The 18937-nt window shown below is 42.6% G+C and carries 14 protein-coding genes; 12 read left to right on the forward strand and 2 right to left on the reverse strand.

Annotation, left to right across the window (positions count from 1 at the left end; genetic code table 11):
* Positions 1 to 5: 5 nt before the first annotated feature.
* Positions 6 to 2816 (reverse strand): ATP-binding protein, encoded by a 2811-nt coding sequence (locus FD723_RS07455; RefSeq protein ID WP_179064753.1) that lies wholly within the window; start codon positions 2814 to 2816, stop codon positions 6 to 8.
* Between the two features lie 886 nt (positions 2817 to 3702).
* Between FD723_RS07455 and FD723_RS07460 the strand changes: the two genes are divergently transcribed.
* From FD723_RS07460 to FD723_RS07515, 12 genes are all read left to right on the forward strand, one after another.
* Positions 3703 to 5295, forward strand: a complete 1593-nt coding sequence (locus FD723_RS07460; protein ID WP_179064754.1) for a glycosyltransferase family 39 protein — start codon at positions 3703 to 3705, stop codon at positions 5293 to 5295.
* 333 nt (positions 5296 to 5628) lie between these two features.
* The gene (locus FD723_RS07465) at positions 5629 to 9564 is read left to right on the forward strand and encodes a DUF2157 domain-containing protein (protein ID WP_179064755.1); all 3936 of its coding nucleotides are present in this window, start codon (positions 5629 to 5631) and stop codon (positions 9562 to 9564) included.
* Positions 9565 to 9615: 51 nt separating this feature from the next.
* Positions 9616 to 9819 carry a hypothetical protein gene (locus FD723_RS07470; protein ID WP_179064756.1) on the forward strand — a complete coding sequence of 68 codons (204 nt, stop codon included), beginning with the start codon at positions 9616 to 9618 and terminating at the stop codon, positions 9817 to 9819.
* A gap of 572 nt (positions 9820 to 10391) precedes the next feature.
* Positions 10392 to 11171, forward strand: coding sequence for a class II aldolase/adducin family protein (locus FD723_RS07475; RefSeq protein WP_179064757.1), 780 nt, complete (start codon positions 10392 to 10394; stop codon positions 11169 to 11171).
* A 682-nt stretch (positions 11172 to 11853) separates the two neighbouring features.
* On the forward strand, positions 11854 to 12003 hold the full coding sequence (locus FD723_RS07480; RefSeq protein WP_179064758.1) for a hypothetical protein: 150 nt from the start codon (positions 11854 to 11856) through the stop codon (positions 12001 to 12003).
* Between the two features lie 190 nt (positions 12004 to 12193).
* Positions 12194 to 12751: an RDD family protein gene (locus FD723_RS07485; protein WP_179064759.1), complete on the forward strand. Its 558-nt coding sequence runs from the start codon at positions 12194 to 12196 to the stop codon at positions 12749 to 12751.
* Between the two features lie 43 nt (positions 12752 to 12794).
* Positions 12795 to 12989, forward strand: coding sequence for a 50S ribosomal protein L33 (gene rpmG / locus FD723_RS07490; RefSeq protein WP_012411241.1), 195 nt, complete (start codon positions 12795 to 12797; stop codon positions 12987 to 12989).
* Between the two features lie 2 nt (positions 12990 to 12991).
* On the forward strand, positions 12992 to 13207 hold the full coding sequence (gene rpsR, locus FD723_RS07495) for a 30S ribosomal protein S18 (RefSeq protein WP_012411240.1): 216 nt from the start codon (positions 12992 to 12994) through the stop codon (positions 13205 to 13207).
* 120 nt (positions 13208 to 13327) lie between these two features.
* On the forward strand, positions 13328 to 15388 hold the full coding sequence (locus FD723_RS07500; protein WP_179064760.1) for a ribonuclease catalytic domain-containing protein: 2061 nt from the start codon (positions 13328 to 13330) through the stop codon (positions 15386 to 15388).
* A 123-nt stretch (positions 15389 to 15511) separates the two neighbouring features.
* Positions 15512 to 15796, forward strand: coding sequence for a type II toxin-antitoxin system ParD family antitoxin (locus tag FD723_RS07505; protein ID WP_179064761.1), 285 nt, complete (start codon positions 15512 to 15514; stop codon positions 15794 to 15796).
* Positions 15796 to 16083: a type II toxin-antitoxin system RelE/ParE family toxin gene (locus tag FD723_RS07510; RefSeq protein ID WP_179064762.1), complete on the forward strand. Its 288-nt coding sequence runs from the start codon at positions 15796 to 15798 to the stop codon at positions 16081 to 16083. The genes FD723_RS07505 and FD723_RS07510 overlap by 1 nt, the downstream gene beginning before the upstream one ends.
* Before the next feature lie 32 nt (positions 16084 to 16115).
* Positions 16116 to 16982, forward strand: a complete 867-nt coding sequence (locus FD723_RS07515) for a 2-isopropylmalate synthase (protein WP_256875108.1) — start codon at positions 16116 to 16118, stop codon at positions 16980 to 16982.
* 185 nt (positions 16983 to 17167) lie between these two features.
* Here the strand turns inward: FD723_RS07515 and FD723_RS07520 are convergent, their stop codons facing one another.
* Positions 17168 to 18775: a B12-binding domain-containing radical SAM protein gene (locus FD723_RS07520; protein WP_179064763.1), complete on the reverse strand. Its 1608-nt coding sequence runs from the start codon at positions 18773 to 18775 to the stop codon at positions 17168 to 17170.
* Positions 18776 to 18937: the final 162 nt, after the last annotated feature.

The raw sequence follows: 18937 nt of genomic DNA on the forward strand, positions 1-18937 counted from the left end.
CCAGTTCAATTATTTTGCTGATTCAACGGAATTACAATTACAAATTCTGTCCCTTGTCCAGGAGCAGAAATACATTGTAATTTTCCCTGATGTTTTTGGGTGATAATTTGATAACTAATAGATAAACCTAACCCAGTACCTTTACCAATTGGTTTAGTAGTAAAAAATGGTTCAAATAAGTGTTTTTGTACATTTTCTGGAATGCCTGTACCATTATCAGCAATGCAAATAACTACCTGATTTTCGCTAGTGAGTTGAGTATGAATACGTATCTGGGGAGTTGGGAGCGCTTTTTCTCCTACTCCCCACTCAATATTCTCTACCGACTCTTGCAAAGCATCGATCGCATTTGCAAGAAGATTCATAAATACTTGATTCAGTTGTCCAGCATAACATTCTACCAATGGCAGGTCGCCATACTCTTTAATCACTTCAATGGTGAGATGGTTAGATTTAGGTTTGAGGCGATGTTCCAGAATCATCAAGGTATTATCTATACCTTCATGGATATTCACTGCTTTCATCTCTGCTTCGTCTAAGCGGGAAAAGTTTCGCAAAGATAAGACAATTTCGGTGATTCGTTCGGCACCAACGGTCATCGAAGTTAGCAAGTTTGGCAAGTCTGCAATCAGGAAATTTAAATCAATGGCTTCTGTTTGTTGTTGAATTTCTGTAGCTGGATGAGGATAGTTTTGCTGGTATAGTTGCAGCAGTCTCAATAAATCTTGGATATATTGATTCGCATAGCCGATATTGCCAGAGATAAAATTGACTGGGTTGTTGATTTCGTGCGCTACACCTGCGACTAACTGCCCTAAACTGGACATTTTTTCACTATGCACCAGTTGAGATGCTAACTGCTTGGCCTCTTGGCGCAATTGTGCTTCTGAGTATCGCAATACTTGCTCTGCTTGTTTGCGCTGGGTAATGTCGTGAAGAATAACAACGTATTCCTGAAAATCCTGATGAGGTCGGTCTGAGATGGAAACTTCCAAAGTTCTGTTTTTCCCATGACCGAGTAGGGGTTGTTCGCTACGCTTTGTCCACTGGTCTGGATAGTAGACTAATGCGGGTAGCCATTTATTGAGGTGATTTCCCCGTAACTCAGATGGGTTGACACCAAAGAATGATTTGGTGGCTGGGTTAGCTTGCTGAATAATGCCTCGATCGTCTACGACTAAAATACCATCTTGGGCAACAGTAAACAGGTGTTCGGCAGATTCTCGTGCTTCTGCGATCGCCACCACTTGCGGTATAGTTGTCCAACAAGCGATCGCTACACCGACAAATGCCACGCTCATCAGCAACACCACAAATATATTCTCACCCCCCGCAGTTGCCACGTTATTAAGTTTGACGCCAAATAACCAACCAACTGCCACTGCGCTACACAATAAAAAAATCAGGATGCTCACCTGAAGAATTACTGAATCTTTGATGATTACCACAGAACGCGTGCGATATCGCTGCATCCACCAACTGGTATGGAAAGGAGCAAAATTCACACGGCGAATTACTGCATCAATTCCTAAGACACCAATGGGAAACAATAACCCAATCAGGAAGTTCAGCCAACCCCAGGCAAATCCACCCACTAACAGCACTACAACTTCTAATAGAAAAATGCCTAAAGAGATGCGAGGGAACAAAACTTCTGGGCGATCGCGCCCAAGCCAAAGCCCTAGATGCAGTAACATAAATGAGACAAACCAACCGACGTTACCAACAGCGACGATTCGCGCCACATCTCCCCAAATCAAATAGACTAAGCACAATAGCAGTGTCAATGTCAAAGCTGGGACAAACACACCCCGACGTGAGACAACGGAAAATACTGGTGAAAGATGGTTATCTAAAGACAATTGATACAGAATTCGTGGACAATTAGAAACCACCGTTGCCGAACCTAAAAGACAAGCAGCTACTAACAAAAAAGAAACACTTAAACCAGCAAATCTTCCCCAAAAGAGCTGGGAAGCCTCTACAAGATTCAGAAAAGCATTATCTTTCAGGTTGGGATTTGTTGCTAACCGCATGACTACCCAAGACCCACCCAAAAAGATGGGTGGCATCATCCAAGCGGCAACGTCTAGAAAGCGTAGCGTCTGAGTGGGTTGGCGGCTATCAGCGACAAAAGAAGAAGCCGTTTCACAACTATAGGTTGCATAAGTGACAAAAAAGAACCACTTTGCCCAATCTACAAAGCTCAACGCTGACCAATTGCTAGGAAAAAAACCAGGACTAACGGGAGAAAACGCTAACCAAGCCAGACCTTGCACACAGAAGGTTATTAGCAATCCAAAGGCTGGAATTACAAAAAACAAATGTAAAATACTCAGGGCGCGAGTCCCACTAAACGCCACGATAAAAGGCAACAGTGTAAAACTCAGATCCAAAAATATATCTGGACAGGTAATACCTAGCGCCTCCAAATTCACCTTAATTAAATCTCTAAGTACGATTGTATTAACTGATAGGTAAGAAACCCAGTTGAGAAGGTATCCAATTGCTGCATAACGAGCTAGTCCAGGGTAACGTTGCAGTAGCTTGGTAGTATAGTTAGGTGTTCCTCCAGCTACATTGATAAAATGTATACCTAAGCTTTTTACTTGATAGTTGAGTAGCATTCCGAAAATTACCGCAGGTATCCAAACAAAAATAGCTTGGAAACCGAGAGCAGCATGAATTGCTGGAACCAATGCTGTCCAAGAAATATGAGCCGTCAAACCAAAACCCCAACTTTCAACAGCACTTAAGCTTCTAGTTAAGCGAGGGTAAGAAGATTGGCCCAAAGTGGAATGAGCAAAATGGGACATGATTGGTAGTCTTGGGTGGGATACTGTATGTAATTAAGCTTATTAGCTAGAGTTCCCATCTGCTAAGTATTCTGAACAGAAATTTTCTGTATAGAGCGTGTTTTAAAATACTTTCATTCTCTCAGCGTCGCGCCAGTCGCAAGGGCACAGCAATGCTCATTGGTGTCTACTTTTGCCCTGGCGAATGGAATTGCCTGCGGCATACTGCGTGAACGCGGCCACGCTGGCATTGTCCGCCTCCTCGGACTAAAGTCCCATCAGTTAATTGTTACGTTAGGGGTACGCTTTGACTTTTATTTGCAGTGATTGCCTTTTTGTTAAAACTTACGACACTTCTACAAGTATAGGAATCGTATTTGATTGCGTGAAAAAACTCAGTACACATCTAAGTAAGTCGGCATAATAAAACTAAACTGTGTGAAGAAAAGTAAACAAGGCTCAAACCCTTTCTCACCCTGCTCCCTGCCTTATCCCAACAATAATTATTTACGCCGACTTACTTATTCGCTTCTGTTCTCTTCCCTGTTCCCTACTCCCTCTTCCCAGTTAAGGGTTAAGAGTTCCCTTCCTACGCAAGTAAGTTCAGGAATTAAATCGGATTCCCATAGCATCTTTGTGTTGCTTGCTACTCGCAGGCAGGTTGATAGTATTTTCATATAAACTTTATGAAATATTTTTATTTTCAACACAAGTATTTCATGTCTTGATTAATTTATACTATACGATGACAGGTAAACAATTATATTTATTATGGAATCTTGTTGTCAAAAGCTGCAAAATCCTTGAAACTCATTCTATAGACATAGGAGATTTTTATTTCTCTGGTGATAAAAAATAATCAAACTTTGCCACCGTTTATTCAGGCTTTGAGGATATTAAAAACTACATGAAAAAGCAATTGTCACAGAGATGGATGATTCCTAAAACTGGGTTACATTTTGTAATCATTATCCTATTAGTAATAGGCGTATTTTTTCGCTTCACTAATATTGACAAAAAACTTTATTGGGGTGATGAAGTTTTCTCGTCTTTACGCATATCTGGCTATATGCAGTCAGAAATGAAGGAGCAGTTAGACAATGGTCATTTGTTAAGCATAGAAGATTTGCATAAATATCAGTATCCCAATCCTGAAAAAAACGCAATTGATACACTTAAAGGGGTTGTTTTAGAAGACTCGCAGATTTTGCCGTTATACATCTTGCTGGCCCGATTTTGGGTAGAGTGCTTTGGCAATTCTGTAGCAGTGACAAGAAGTTTTTCGGCATTCCTGAGTCTGCTCACCTTTCCTTGTCTTTATTGGCTATGTCGAGAATTATTTAAGTCTTCACTAGTAGGGTGGGTAGCCATTGCATTGGTAGCTGTTTCACCTATTCATGTGGTGTATGCACAAGAAGCACGAGCATACAGTTTATGGATAGTAGCTATCTTAATATCGAGCGTAGCACTGTTGCGAGCTATACGCCTGAAAACAAAAGTTAGTTGGTGTATTTATACAGCAACATTGGTATTAGGGTTTTATTCTCATGTGTTTTTTACCTTGGTTGCTTTTGGCCAGGGAATTTATGTACTTACAATTGAACGCTTCCGATTGAGTAAAACATCAATTTATTACCTGATATCATCGCTGGCGGGTTTTATAACTTTTGTACCTTGGATTTGGATTATTTATACCAATCCTCAGCCAGCAGCAGTAGCTTGGACAAATGCTAAACAAACATTATTTGGGTCAGGGGAAAGGTGGGCTGGGATCTTTAGCCGGACGTTTCTTGATTTCGGTATTAGTCCTATCGATCTAGGAAAATTTAAGATTGTCTTGATTCCTTTTATTTTCATTATTTTAGCTCTGATCAGCTACTCAATTTATGTTCTCTGTCGAAGAACATCTAAAGAAGTTTGGTTATTTGTCTTAACCTTGATTGGGTCTGTAGTGCTTCCCCTACTAGTAACGGATTTCATCTTTCAAAAGCGATACGCTACTAGTCGATATACACTTCCCTCCGTTTTAGGTATACAGTTGGCTGTTGCTTACTTACTTACCACTAAAATCACGTCTATTTCTACTAAAGCTTGGAAAAAACAGCTCTGGTCATTTGTAGCGTTCATGGTAATTACGGGCGGAGTTGTCTCTTGTATATACCACTCTCAAGCCCGGATTTGGTGGAACCAATTTCCTGAAAAATACCAAGAATTTCCTAAAATTGCTAATATTATCAGTCAAAGTAATAAACCCCTGATAATTAGTGATGAGAAAAATATACTTCCACCAATACAAATACTTGGTCACTTAGTTGATTCAAAAGTGCAATTTCAAATTGTCAAAGAAAATCAGTTGCCAGAAATTACTGATGGCTTTACTGACATATTTGTATTCTTGTACGAGCCGTCTGATTTCTTAAAAGCTGGAATTGAAAAAGTTTATAATTCAAAGTTACAGCAGCTAGACAACTTTCTCTGGAAAATAATAAAGCCTAGTTAAACCTAAGAATTCAGCACTGGCTTAAGAGGCTGTTTGAAAAGTCTAATTTAATACCAGCCTTGGCGAATATAATCCGCGGCTACACAGACGAAACCCACCTCCGTGGGTTGAAGTCCGTGGAGGCGGACAATGCCAGTGTAGTAGCGAATTATATTCCCCCAAAACTTTTCAAACATCCTCTAACACCCTGCGACTGCTAACAAGAGTTGGCATTTTAATATCCCTCGTAGGTTAAAAATTAATATCAATTAGCCGAATAAGTGGCACAATCAGAGCCAAAATATACTTTAATTAAACAAATAATTTAAGTATATACTTGTACTCCCGTCGCTTATGTCATCGCCCCTTGAGCGTCCGCTGATAATTGAAGTCAGACTGCCATCTTCCCATCCTCATTTATTAGAAGGACTAGATATATGGCTGCGCTTAGGTTTAATATCCGATATCCAAGTTAAGCAGCTATGCCAAGAGTTTCTGGTGTGTGCGGTGGTGTTAAAACCCCAAGCTGAAGCGAAAACAAAGGTAGTATTTGCAACTTATGACCCCGTACAGCAGTTGTCTACAGCAGCTTTACAATCTAGTAGCCGTAGACAACCGCAACAAACACCATCTAAACCCAACTTTATCAGCACAATGTTGCAGTCTTTGGGGGCTGAACTGAGTGTACGTTGGCTGCTTTTTCTAGGCGTTTTCCTGGTAGTGGTATCCTCTGGGGTACTGGCTGCTAGTCAGTGGGAGAGGTTTCCGGCTTCTGGACAGTATGGGGTTTTATTTGCTTATACTTTAAGTTTTTGGGGGTTAAGCTTTTGGGCAACTAGGCAAAATAATCTCAGATTGACGGCTCAGACATTGCTGATTGTGACTCTTTTGTTAGTGCCAGTGAATTTTTGGGCAATTGATAGCTTTCAATTGTGGCGGAATCCTGTTGATTGGATTGTAGTTGCGATCGCCTGTCCTACCCTCACTGCTATAACTGTTTTACTCTCCAAAAATCGGACTATTTTTGCTAATTTACATCCTGGCAAATTACCTCTAGCAAATATTATTGGACTGAGTTATCTGCATTGGGGTTGGCAATTAAGAGGATTTCCCTTAATTGCTGTTTATGTGGCAATGATCGGCACAACTATTATTACTATCTATCACAATCTTTACCAACAGCCTCATACTGTCAGTGAGGAAGATCGAGGCAATCGCCGTAGGCTAAGTATTAGTTTAACTGCCGCTGTAATTATTTATGCTCTAGTAGTGCTGCTAGTGCGAGCAATTTTTGTTGCCAAGGTAGATATCACGCAGTTGGGGTTAGCGATTGGTATTTGCGGCTGGTTGGTGACTTGGTTAGTACAAAGGGCAAGGGGCAGAAGGCAGGGGGCAGGGGGAGCAGGGGAAGTAACATTAATATCCTCCTCATCTTCCTCATTTCTTTTACTCTGGGAAAGACTTGGTGGCATTTTAATTTTTCTGGGTTGGCTGGTATCGGTAGTAAATTATCCTTGGCAAGCGATCGCTGTCAGTGGTTTGGGTTTATGGTTTGTGGGGAGTCGCTTGTGGCAGTACAGTCTAAAGGTAGACTTGGCAGCGGTCTTCGTTATTGGCTTAGAGACGATTTGGCTAGGTTGGCGGTTAGTACCTGATAACTTACAGAAATTAGCGATCGCAACTAGTACTCAACTCACCAATTCTCAAAATGAACCCTGGGCTTTATTGGGTATAGCTTTATTTCCCTACGTAATTTTGATGGTGGCGCTCACAGATAGCTTGTATCGCAGTCAAAAGCGAGAATTAGCTAAATTTGGCGAACTACTCACCCTCTTATTAGGAGCTTTTTTAACAACGATTGCTCTGATAAATCCGACATTGCGATCGCTAAATCTATTATTTTCTACCACCACTCTGGCATTCGTCACTCAACGCCGTTCCCCTTCATCCCTTCCCTTGATATACCTAACTCACATCATGGGGGTGCTGGCATTTTGCTCTACAATTAATTGGCTATTACCAAACCTGAGTCCACAAGCCTGGGCAAGTATTTTATTGGCTCTGATGGTTGCAGAATGGGGATTTAGCCTCAGCAATGGACTATGGCGACGTAGTGCATGGGACATCGGTTTAGGACTAGCCGCAGCTAGTTTTTTAATCTTGTGGATGAATGCAGAATCATCTTGGTATGGCATAGTTGATAGTCAAGGCAATTGGGGAGTCTTATGGCTAGTTACGCCTTTAGCTCTCACGGGTGTTGCCAATGCCACAATTATCGAGCGTCGCATTACTAGCCGTTACTTGAGTGTCTTAACTGTGGTAGTTGCCCAGCTATTGACGTTACAGCTACCAGGAATCAGATTAATCGGTTTGGCTGTAGGTGCTGGGTTGATGTTTGCCAATACGCGCTATTTGCGAAACCAAGCATCTGCGCTAATTACAGAAGGATTTGTTTTAAGTTTCATTGGGGCGTTGCTGTGGACAGGTGTGCCTGGTTTACCTCGCCTAGCCGTAGGAGGTTGGTTTGTCGCAGGAGCGATCGCAACTTTAAGTTTATGGTTAGCACGGACTGTTTTAAGCCGACGCACTAACGAATTAGCAACGATCTATGGAGCCGCTAGCGATCGGTGGGCGATCGCCTTGTGTGGTTTTGAATTGTTGGGTTTGACGCTGCACTCAGTACTGATTTATCGGGGGTTTACCACTTCGGGATTTTTGTTCTTAATTGCCACTGCAATCACCTTAGCAGCCATTGTTTATCGCAGTTGGCGAGAACCGACAAATTGGGCATTTTATGGTATTGGTTGGTGTTTAGAATTGTTGATTGCCCAGATGTTGGGGTTGGGGGAACGCTCAATTGTTAAAATAGCGATCGCCAATATTGCCTTGGGTTTAATTGCTCAACTTGTTGGCGAGTGGTGGCGACGAAGGCATCAATTAGAAAAGCTTCCTAGCAGCCTTCACATTTTGCCATTAGTCTATGCTGCATTCAGTGTATTGCTGCGTTTGGACACCTTTACCGAGTGGACAGGGTTGTGTTCTTTGGGTGTAGCTTTAATTATTATTGGCGTGGGAAGACGGCGCGAGAACTTCAAACCGTTGTTGTACTTAGGAATTATTGGCATATCAATTTCTGCTTATGAACTTTTGTTCTATCAAATGTCACAAGCATCAGGAGGAGCATTAGGTGATGGATTGATTGCCATGTCTACCCTTGGTGCAAGTATCATGTATGCTTACCGCATTCTGTCCCCTTGGCTTGTCAGCTACTTACGTCTAACTCCCCAAGAACTGGAAGGAATTGCCCATATTCATTGGGCTTGGAGTAGCTGTTTATTAATGGCTGCCATTCCTCTTCCCATTGCAGTTAACCGTTTAGTGGGATTGGCAACGGGAGTATTTTTGATTCGTTATGCCATCTTTCAGGGACGAAATTCGCGCACTTCCCCCAGCATCTTCAGAGGAATTACAATCGCCGAGATGTGGGTTTACCTTGGCTTATTAGAGGTAGCCGGCATGAGGGTTTATTGGCGCGAGACAGCAGTCGGAAAATTTTGGGCTGGGCCATTAGTTCCTTGGAATGGTGCGATCGCTTGTGTCGTAGCCTACTTTCTCTACATCCTACCTTGGGAAAGGTGGGGTTGGTCTAAAAGACCTTGGCAACAAGCCGCTTACATCATACCGCTAATAATTTTATGGGAAACCAGACTGCAAACTTACCCAGTTACCTTAGTACTTGCAGCTGGATTCTACATCTTCCTCGCAAAAGTGGGTGAAAACATCCGTTTTACTTATGTTAGTGTGGCGTTGATTGATTGGGCGCTTTACCGTTGGTTTAATTCCTTACATCTAACTGATGCTTTGTGGTATGTCACACCAATTGGATTATCACTGCTTTATATTGCTCAAATAGATATCCAGCTGAAGCTACCAGAGTACAAAAAATCTCGTCATCTTCTGAGAGTGCTAGGGAGTGGTTTAATTTGTGGGTGGGCAATTTTATTTAATCAAGATACAGCCTGGATACCGGGAATTTTCAGTCTCATCGCTATTTTTGCTGGATTAGCTTTGCGAGTACGGGCTTTTCTCTACATTGGTACAGCCACTTTTTTAATTACTACAATCAATCAATCGGTAATTTTAAGTTCGCATTACTCTTTTTTAAAATGGGTTATTGGCTTACTAGTTGGCATCTTGCTAATTTACATCGCCGCCAACTTTGAAACCCGCCGCGCTCAAATAACATCTCTAATTCGTAGCGCCATTGATGAATTTCAATCATGGGAATAGCGATAGATATTTTAGAGGGATCGGCGGACTCCCTTTTTCTGCCTAGAGTTTATGGTCGCACCTTTAACCGCATCTGACCATCTGACATCTCTGACTCGCCATACCCACTCTAAACGCCTGCATGATTTGGGGCGATCGCGTAGTTCACATTGTTTGTCTGCCATTGGAGTGAAAAACGGTATTAGACGCGGAGCGGCTTCCCGCAGGGTATTGCCCCTACAGAGTTTGGTTTTGCGTAAGTCCTATGTAGTTTAGAGTAGTTTTATCTTGACTGAATAGACATTTCCAGAAATTAAATATGCGTTACCCATAACCCTTGTAGAGACGTAGCAGTGCTACGTCTCTACATTCTTTTTCGGAGATTTCTAATGTATAAACGAGAACTTTCCGGCAATAGTATTGGGATGATGTAGCTAAAAATTGATCTTGTCTATTTAAATGAACTGTGGTAGATTTATTGAGACTTAAACTACTGTAAATCGGTCAACTTTTAGTAGTTTACTCGATAGTATAACTACTCTAGTTAAGAAATTTGTTGTCGCTAGGTAGTTTAAAAGCTGACATCAGGTAATAAGTAACGTATTTACGGTTATTGTCAAAAATTATTTGTAGCATTGCCTACTGGAAATGATTGAACAATACGTATTTGCAGCGATAAAAACTGCGTAAGCGCAGCTCGTCGTAGACATCGCCACTAAACAATAACCATAAATCCTTTATTGTCTCGCTAGTTTAATGGTGAAGCCATGTCTATCGACAAACCTTGACACTTTCACCAGCAATGAGGTAGTAGCATCTAGCCAATCCATACGTAGGAGTTGAAAATTATGGTGCAAACTTCTTTCGTCCGCCCCAGTAATCCCTTCCAACCACCGACCTTCGTTTCTATTGAATCGGAGCGTCGTCATCGCCAAGAACGTTTGGCAGCAGCTTTTCGGGTATTTGCGCGTTTGGGTTTTGCTCAAGGATTGGCAGGACATATCACTGCCCGCGATCCTGAACTTACCGACCACTTTTGGGTAAATCCCTTTGGGATACATTTCAGTCGCATTCGCGCATCAGACCTGATATTGGTAAATAGTGAAGGTCAAGTAGTCCAAGGTGAAGGTAAAGTTAGTCAAGCAGCATTTGCCATACACTCTCAAATCCACGAAGCCCGCCCCGATGTTATAGCTGCGGCTCATGCCCATTCCTTCTATGGCAAAACTTGGTCATCTTTGGGTCGGTTGCTCGACCCGATTACCCAAGATTCCTGTGCTTTTTATCAAGATCATGCTCTATTTGATGATTTTACAGGCATTGTCTTGGAGACAAGTGAAGGAAAACGCATTGCTCAAGCACTAGGCAAGAACAAAGCTGCGATTTTACGCAACCACGGCATATTGACCGTGGGACACAGTGTAGATGAAGCCGCTTGGTGGTATATAAGGTTAGAGGATACTGCTAAAGCACAATTGCTAGCAGAAGCCGTAGGAAAACCTGTCCTGATTGACCATGACATCGCCTTAAATATCCAACAACGCGGCGGTACTCACCAAGCAGGCTGGGGTGGATTCCAGTATTTGTGGGATGAAATTACCCACGAGCAGCCAGATTTATTTGATTGATTGGGCATTGGGCATTGAAAAGAGGCAGAGGGGCGGGGTGCGGGGGGGCGGAGGGGAAGGACAAAGCCAGCTTCGGAATTAAATAGTATTCATTCGATCTCTTAGATATTTTGTCAAGAGTGTGAGTCAGAAACTTGCTTGATTTGGTCATTGAAAAGCTACCACCTCAACGAGTAAATTTCACTGCGTTGGCGATGCCTTGCTGGAGGCATCGCGATTTTCTTGCCCAATCAGATTTTTTAGTAACCTGACTTTTTTGCTTGAAACGCTTGTAAATCAGAGCCTTTTAGAGAATGAAATCCTCCTGCCTCCTGGCTTTCAAGGGTAGGTATTTAACAAAGGTGTATTTTTGCAGGTAAAATAATTATTTAGCTATTGATCAGCATAAATATCCAAGGTTATTACAAGCGATTAGCATTGTTTACCGTGGCTGTGGAATTCCGATTGCCTGGAAAATAGTTGAAGCAACCAAACCAGGAAGTTGGAAGCCTCACTGGTCAGAATTATTTCGCCATATCAACAAGACCGTACCTAAGACTTGGTTTGTCGTAAGACATCGCTACTTTATGGCAGGTTAGTGTTGGAGGTGCTGCAATACCTTTCGGTTAAGGGGAAAAAGGAAAAGAAAAACCTTTAACCTTTACCCCTTAACCTTTACCCCAAACCCAATTTCAAGTTAAAAATGCTTAACCGAACAGTATTGGGAGGTGCTGTTGATGCTAATTTGCTCATTAGTCGTTTAGATAAGCTACCACAAACTTATGTTGCACGACGCAATTTTCAAAATAGTGTATTCCATCGTTGTCTCTCGTGTTTTCGTCGTGGGTTTTAGTGATTAAGGCTGCCGTTCTTAATCGTCTTCTGCTACCTCAAGGTAGCTTTTTCCCTGAGCCTTGGCCAAAGTTAACACCACAACTCCATGTCTCTCAAATCACCCTCTCCACTGATCGATTTTTAAATACCTACCCTTGAAAGCTGCCTCCTGCCTTATCCCAACGACAAATATTAACGCTCATCTACTTATGACTATCGAACGACTTCCCCAAAAACACTATCCCAAGGCTGAGATTGGGCGGCGAGGTATGGCATTAGGACTTGATTTTCTTGGTGTCTGGTTAGTCAGTTCCCTGCTGGGAGGCGGCGATATCGGGATTCAATTTGTGGAGATATTAGTCTTTGTCATACTTTGGCTAGTTTCGCGGGTGCTGGTGCCATACAACAATCAAGGGCAAAGTTTAGGGCGTTGGGCTTTCGATTTAAAGGTGTTGGAAGTCGAAGATGGGCAAATCATGGGCAGAATTCCAGATTTGCTCTCGCTGGTGAAGCGAGAGGCGATTATCGGCTTAGGTGCTTTATTAGTGTCAATTGCCCTGAGCAATATTAGAGCCAATCCCACTGCTATACTGCTAGTATTTCCCCTAGCGATCGATTGTGGCACTGCCTTCTCTGATACCCAGATGCGGCAGGCTTTGCACGATCGCTATTGCGGAACTTTCATCGTCTCGTCGCGTCGTGGCTACTCGCTCGATATAAAAATTAAAAGATTAGTTGATAATATGCGGCGGAATGTGAGAAGATAGTCATTTGTGTTTATTCTCTTCAGGCTTCACTGTTTGTAAGATTATGGCTAAGAGTAAAGGTGCCCGCATTATTATCACACTAGAGTGTACTGAGTGCCGGACAAATTCAGATAAGCGTTCTGCTGGTGTTTCACGTTATACCAGTACAAAGAATCGCCGCAACACCACTAACAGGCTAGAACTGAAAAAGTTCTGCACCCACTGCAACAAACATACCGTTCATAAGGAAATTAAGTAAAGATGAGTTATTTCCGTCGTCGTCTTTCTCCGATCAAGCCAGGAGAACCAATCGATTATAAAGATGTTGATTTATTGCGTAAGTTTGTCACCGAGCGGGGTAAAATACTGCCACGTCGGATTACAGGGCTGACATCTCAGCAACAGCGAGAGTTGACATTAGCAATTAAGCGATCGCGGATTGTGGCTTTGTTGCCATTTATCAATGCGGAAGGCTAAAAAGATTGATGAGTTAGAAGTTATGAGTTATGAGTTATGAGTTATCAATTAACTTTTCACTCCTCACTCCTCACTCCTAACTAAATTTAAACTGTTCACCAAATTTAGAGTGCGAGAGTTGTGGAGAAGGGGACGCTAGTTGAATTTAGGGTTCAAGGCGATCGCCGTCTGGGCATCGTAGAACGTCCAGACGGTAAAACCCGCTGGTTTGTGGTAGACGAACGTGGTCAATCCCACAGCCTCGCGCCTAGACAAATAACCTATACAGTTACCGGACAGACTTACAAGACCTCTGAGATTGCCAGCTTTTTGGAGCAGGTCAAGCCTTATTTAGACCCATCTAGCTTAGAGGTAGCTTGGGAATTACTGGTCGAAGATGGGGAAACCGTTACCCCCGACCAAATGGCGAATCTGCTATTTTCCGAATCAGCTGCGCCTCTTTGTTATGCCGCCTATTGCTTGTTATCAGACGATAAACTCTATTTCAAGCAAAAAGGAGACGCTTACGAGCCGCGAACTGCTGCTCAAGTGGCAGAGCGTCAGCACCAAGTGGAAGTAGAGGCACTAAAAGCTAAAGGACAGCAGGAATTTTTAGCTCGTGTAGAACAGGCGCTCAAAGGTGAAGCCGTAGAGTGGGGACGCCACGATCGCCAGCGCTTAGAAGGACTAGAGAAATACGCAGCGCTAATCGCTGATACCGTGCGGACGGGGGTTAATTATGACTCCTTGGCTCGCGCTTATCCGCCCAGCGCTGCCGTATTAGAAACAATGACCATGCTGGGACGACCCACAACGCCCCAAGGGGCCTTTCAATTATTGGTAGATTTGGGTTACTGGAGTCCTTATGAAAACTTGTTCCTGCGTCGTTCTTCAATTCCGATTCAATTTCCTCATAAGGTATTAGAAGTGGCGCAACAGCGTTTGGATTTCCCGCCGATTGACTCAGATACAAACCGCCTTGATCTGACTCACCTGAAGGTGTACACCATTGATGATGAAACGACCACAGAGATTGACGATGGTCTGAGTTGGGAAATACTACCCGATGGACGGGAACGCCTCTGGGTGCATATTGCCGATCCCACTAGATGGTTAGTGCCGGAAGATGAATTAGATTTAGAAGCCAGAAAGCGCGGTACTACAGTCTATTTACCGACGGGGATGATTCCCATGTTTCCCGAAGTATTGGCAACTGGGCCAATGAGTCTGATTCAGGGAAGGGTTTGTTGCGCCCTCAGTTTCGGGATTATTTTAGGTACAACTGGGGGAGTAGAAGATTACAGCATTCATACCAGCTTGATTAAGCCGACTTATCGCCTCACCTACGAAGATGTCGATGAAATGCTGCAATTACGGGTACAAGCAGAACCGGAAATTGCGGCGATCGCTATTTGGGCACAACGGCGGAGAGCTTGGCGTTACGCCCAAGGGGCAATTAGCATCACCATGCCCGAAGCGACGATTAAAGTCAAAGGTGAAGAGATCCACATTGATATTTTGGACGATTCCCCATCGCGGCAACTGGTAGCAGAAATGATGATTGTTGCCGGTGAAGTTGCGGCTCGTTATGGTAAAACTCATAACATACCTTTGCCCTTCCGCGGTCAACCGCAACCAGAATTACCTCCAGATGAGGAATTGCTACTACTTCCAGCCGGATTCGTTCGCGCTTGCGCCATGCGTCGTTGTATGCCCAAGAGTGAAATGAGCATTACGCCTTTGCGTCATGCTGGTTTGGGTTTAGATACTTATACCCAAGCAACCTCTCCCATCCGCCGCTACAGTGACTTACTCACCCACTTTCAAATTAAAGCCCATTTGCGGGGTGAAGTTCTGCCATTTTCCGCAGATCAACTTAAAGAAGTGATGATGACTGTCACCAGTATCACCCAAGAGGTGACAATGGTGGAACGACAAACTAATAGATATTACGCACTAGAATATTTACGCCGTCATCCAGAAGAAACTTGGGATGTGACAGTGTTGATGTGGCTGCGAGAAGACAGTAACTTAGCCCTAATTTTGTTAGAAGATTTAGGCTTGCAGTTACCAATGGTTTTCAAACGTTCTGTGAACTTGGGCGAACAGATAGTAGTGAAAGTTAGCCACGCCGATCCACAAAAAGATATGATCCAGTTTCAAGAAATAATTTATCAAGAAGCCCAAACAGCGGCGAATTAACTAATTTGTCATTTGTCATTCGTAATACTTGCTACAGGCTAGTATTATCAATTACGAATTATTTTAGCCTTGCTCCAATCCCTTTCGGTTACGATATAGAGTAAACGAAATGAGGGAATAATTGTGAATATATCTTTGACCCCAGAACTTGAGCAGTTGGTTAAGGATAAGGTTAGTAGTGGTCGATATCACTCAGTAAGTGAAGTGATGGGTGAAGCATTGAGATTGCTAGATGAACGCGATCGCGTTCAAGAAAAGCGTCTAGCAGAATTGAAAGCTAAAATCCAAGAAGGTATTGAAGCCTCAGAGCGTGGTGAAGTAGTTGATGGTGAAGAGGTATTTGCAGAAATTGAAGAAGATATCCGACGTGCTGAAGCTCAAATGCAACAAGCAGAGGCAGCTAAATAATGAGTCGGTACGTTTTAACAATTCCAGCCAAGCAAGACCTCAAAGAGATTAATCGCTATATTATCCGCTACAATCCTGATGCAGCTCGAAGACTCAATGAAAAAATCAAACAGCAGTGTAAACTGTTGGCTGATTTTCCTAATATGGGGCAAAGTTCCGATACTTTTGTCAGTGGTTTACGGAGTTTCCCAGTAGAAGATTACTTAATATTTTATCGTCCTATTGATGGCGGCGTGGAAGTTGTACGTATTGTCAGCGGTTATCGGGATTTAGAGACAGTTTTTTAAGTGAGGATATTCCTTAAGATTGTATTCGACAAGTGCGATCGCTATCTTTAGCCAATATGTCAGAAAATCATCACAAAGTAATTATTTTTGATACCACCATGCGTGATGGAGAATTGACGCCTGGTGTAAAGATGAATTTACAACAAAAAATTACTATCTCCCAATTGCTCGAAGAAATGGGAGTAGATATTATTGAAGTTGGTTATCCAGCAAGTTCTCAAAAAGATTTTGATGAAGTCTTGAATCTTTCTAAAATAATTAAAAATTCTACTATTTGTGGGCTAGCTAGTTCCAATTCAAATGAAATAATCACTCTTGCCGAAGTAATTAAACCAGCAATCAGAGGTAGAATTCACATTTATACTCCGGTAAATCTTAAAAATCAGTCTAAATTAACCAAAGAAGAAGTATTAGCAACAATAAAAGACAGTGTTTCTCTAGCACGCAATTACTGTAATGATGTAGAATGGAGTGCTTTTGATGCCCCCAGAAGTGAGCCAGATTTTTTGTGTAAATCTATTGAAACTGCAATTAAGAGTGGTGCTACTACTGTTAGTATTCCTGATAGCTTAGGTTTGGCATCACCAGAAGAGTTTTCGCAACTTCTGCAAATAATTTTTAATCGAGTACCAAATATTAACGAAGTTGTCGTTTCAGTACACTGTCATGATGATTTGGGTATGGCGGTAGATAATTCACTCATTGCTTTAAGTTGTGGCGTGAGGCAAATTGAATGTGCAATTAATGGTTTGGGTGCGAGGAAAGGTAACGCAGATTTCAGTCAAGTTGTGATGGAAATTTTAAAACAAGAGAATTATCAACTTGAGATTAACACTTCGCTAATGAGTAAAGCAGCAGAGTTAATTTTTCAAATAACTGGGATTGAAAAAGCCAAATAGCTCACAATACAGTTCAGATAGGCCCAAAACACTTGTAGAGACGGCGATTTATCGCGTTTCAAAAACCCAAAATTGTTGCCAGTAGCCCTTAACTGAACCGTATTGAAATAGCTAATACAAGTAGATACAAGTTTTAATTGAGAACGGGTAATAAGTAATTTATTTACTATTACCCATTACCAGCCTTAACTAACTACCGCTTCCGCTTTTTCCTCAGTTTTTTCCTTCACTAGCACATAAGGCGTTTCTGCACCTTGTGCCAAATATTCAGCTAGCTGGCTTTCAATTTGATCGCGGACTATTTGGCGATACTCTAGAAAATGCTCGTTGTGGGCGCAAGCAGAGATGTAATGCTCAATAACTCCAGGGTTCCGCTTGAGAATGCTGAACAAATGATGCCAGAATTTCCAGCGGGTTTCCCGTTTGATGCCTTGTCGCCAAATCACAATCAGCAAGGCTTTCACGACAATCCACTCTGGCATTTTTGCTGGTGCTTTCCAACTTGGTAAACCCATCATTAAGAAGCAGCGGTAAGTACGATCCAAGTATTGCACTGGGTCGTATAAAGTACAAAATGCCTCAATATATTCTCGTGCAAGTTCTTCTAGGGGACGAGTGGGGACGAAGTTCATCAATGTTGTTTGATTGATGTTAGCAATATTGGCATTTTGGTTTTCCCGCAGTCGTCCTTCCTTTTTCAAGCGATGCCAAAGGGCGGTATTTGGTAACGCTTGCAACATGGCAAAGGTAGTAGAGGGGATTGCTGCTTGTTCGGCAAAGCGGACAATGCGATCGCCTGCGCCTGCTTTTTCGCCATCAAAGCCGATAATAAAGCCAGCCATTGGGCGCAATCCTGCTTTGGTGATGGTTTGCACTGCCTCAGTTAGAGAACTGCGAGTATTTTGAAATTTCTTGGTCATTTGCAAACTATCTTCATCCGGTGTTTCGATTCCTAAAAACACCGCCGAGAAACCGCACTCAACCATCAATTCCAACATTTCTGCATCTTGTGCCAAGTCAACTGATGCCTCAGTGTCAAATCGGAAGGGATACTTATGTTCTGCCATCCAGACTTTTAACTCTTTCAGCAACAATTTTACATTTCGTTTGTTGCCAATAAAGTTGTCATCCACCATGAACACACCCCGTCGCCAACCCAACTCATAGAGATAATCTAACTCTGCTAAAAGTTGGGCTGGGGTTTTAGTGCGTGGTTTGCGCCCGTAGAGAACAATAATGTCGCAAAATTCGCACTGGAAGGGACACCCACGCGAAAACTGCACCGACATCATGTCATAAGCATTCAACTCTAATAAATCAAAGCGGGGTATTGGTGTGCTTGTGACATCAGGTTTTTCTGTGGCGCGGAAAGTCCCAGAAGTTTCACCCCGTTGAATTGCCTCAATAAACATGGGGAGCGTGATTTCCCCTTCATCCAGAATTAGAAAATCTGCGCCAACATTTTCAACTTCATGAGGTACAGAGGTGGGGTAGGGGCCGCCAACTGCGACTAGCTTGCCACGTTTTTTTGCTTCCTGGATTTGCTCAAGTAAATCTTGTTTCTGGACAATCATCGCAGAGAGGATTACTACATCTGCCCATGCCCACTCTGCTTCTGTTGCTGGGCGGATGTTGCGATCAACCAGCTTAAATTCCCATTCTTGGGGCAGAATGGCGGCTACTGTTACTAAACCTAGAGGTGGTAGTAAAACCTTGCGATCGACTAACTCCAAGATTTTTTCATAAGACCAAAAGGTTTTGGGAAATATCGGATACACTAACAGGATTCGCATGTAGTATCAATCCTCACACTTTGATTGTTATCCCACTCTAACGAAAATAAAGAGTTATTGACTTTTTATTAAAGTTGTTTTATTTTACCACTGATATTTTTACCTGAATGGGGAGCAAGGAGCAGAGCGGAAAGAGGGAATTTTTCATTCTTCTCTATACCT

It is taken from the genome of Nostoc sp. C052 (assembly GCF_013393905.1).
GTDB lineage: Bacteria > Cyanobacteriota > Cyanobacteriia > Cyanobacteriales > Nostocaceae > Nostoc.

Bases quoted from the DNA above. Each gene is read 5' to 3' on its own strand.
- rpsR (WP_012411240.1), top strand. From the start codon at position 12,992: ATGAGTTATTTCCGTCGTCGTCTTTCTCCGATCAAGCCAGGAGAACCA.
- FD723_RS07465 (WP_179064755.1), top strand. From the start codon at position 5,629: ATGTCATCGCCCCTTGAGCGTCCGCTGATAATTGAAGTCAGACTGCCA.
- FD723_RS07460 (WP_179064754.1), top strand. From the start codon at position 3,703: ATGAAAAAGCAATTGTCACAGAGATGGATGATTCCTAAAACTGGGTTA.
- FD723_RS07455 (WP_179064753.1), bottom strand. From the start codon at position 2,816: ATGTCCCATTTTGCTCATTCCACTTTGGGCCAATCTTCTTACCCTCGC.
- FD723_RS07475 (WP_179064757.1), top strand. From the start codon at position 10,392: ATGGTGCAAACTTCTTTCGTCCGCCCCAGTAATCCCTTCCAACCACCG.
- FD723_RS07470 (WP_179064756.1), top strand. From the start codon at position 9,616: ATGGTCGCACCTTTAACCGCATCTGACCATCTGACATCTCTGACTCGC.
- FD723_RS07485 (WP_179064759.1), top strand. From the start codon at position 12,194: ATGACTATCGAACGACTTCCCCAAAAACACTATCCCAAGGCTGAGATT.
- FD723_RS07520 (WP_179064763.1), bottom strand. From the start codon at position 18,775: ATGCGAATCCTGTTAGTGTATCCGATATTTCCCAAAACCTTTTGGTCT.
- rpmG (WP_012411241.1), top strand. From the start codon at position 12,795: ATGGCTAAGAGTAAAGGTGCCCGCATTATTATCACACTAGAGTGTACT.
- FD723_RS07480 (WP_179064758.1), top strand. From the start codon at position 11,854: ATGCTTAACCGAACAGTATTGGGAGGTGCTGTTGATGCTAATTTGCTC.
- FD723_RS07510 (WP_179064762.1), top strand. From the start codon at position 15,796: ATGAGTCGGTACGTTTTAACAATTCCAGCCAAGCAAGACCTCAAAGAG.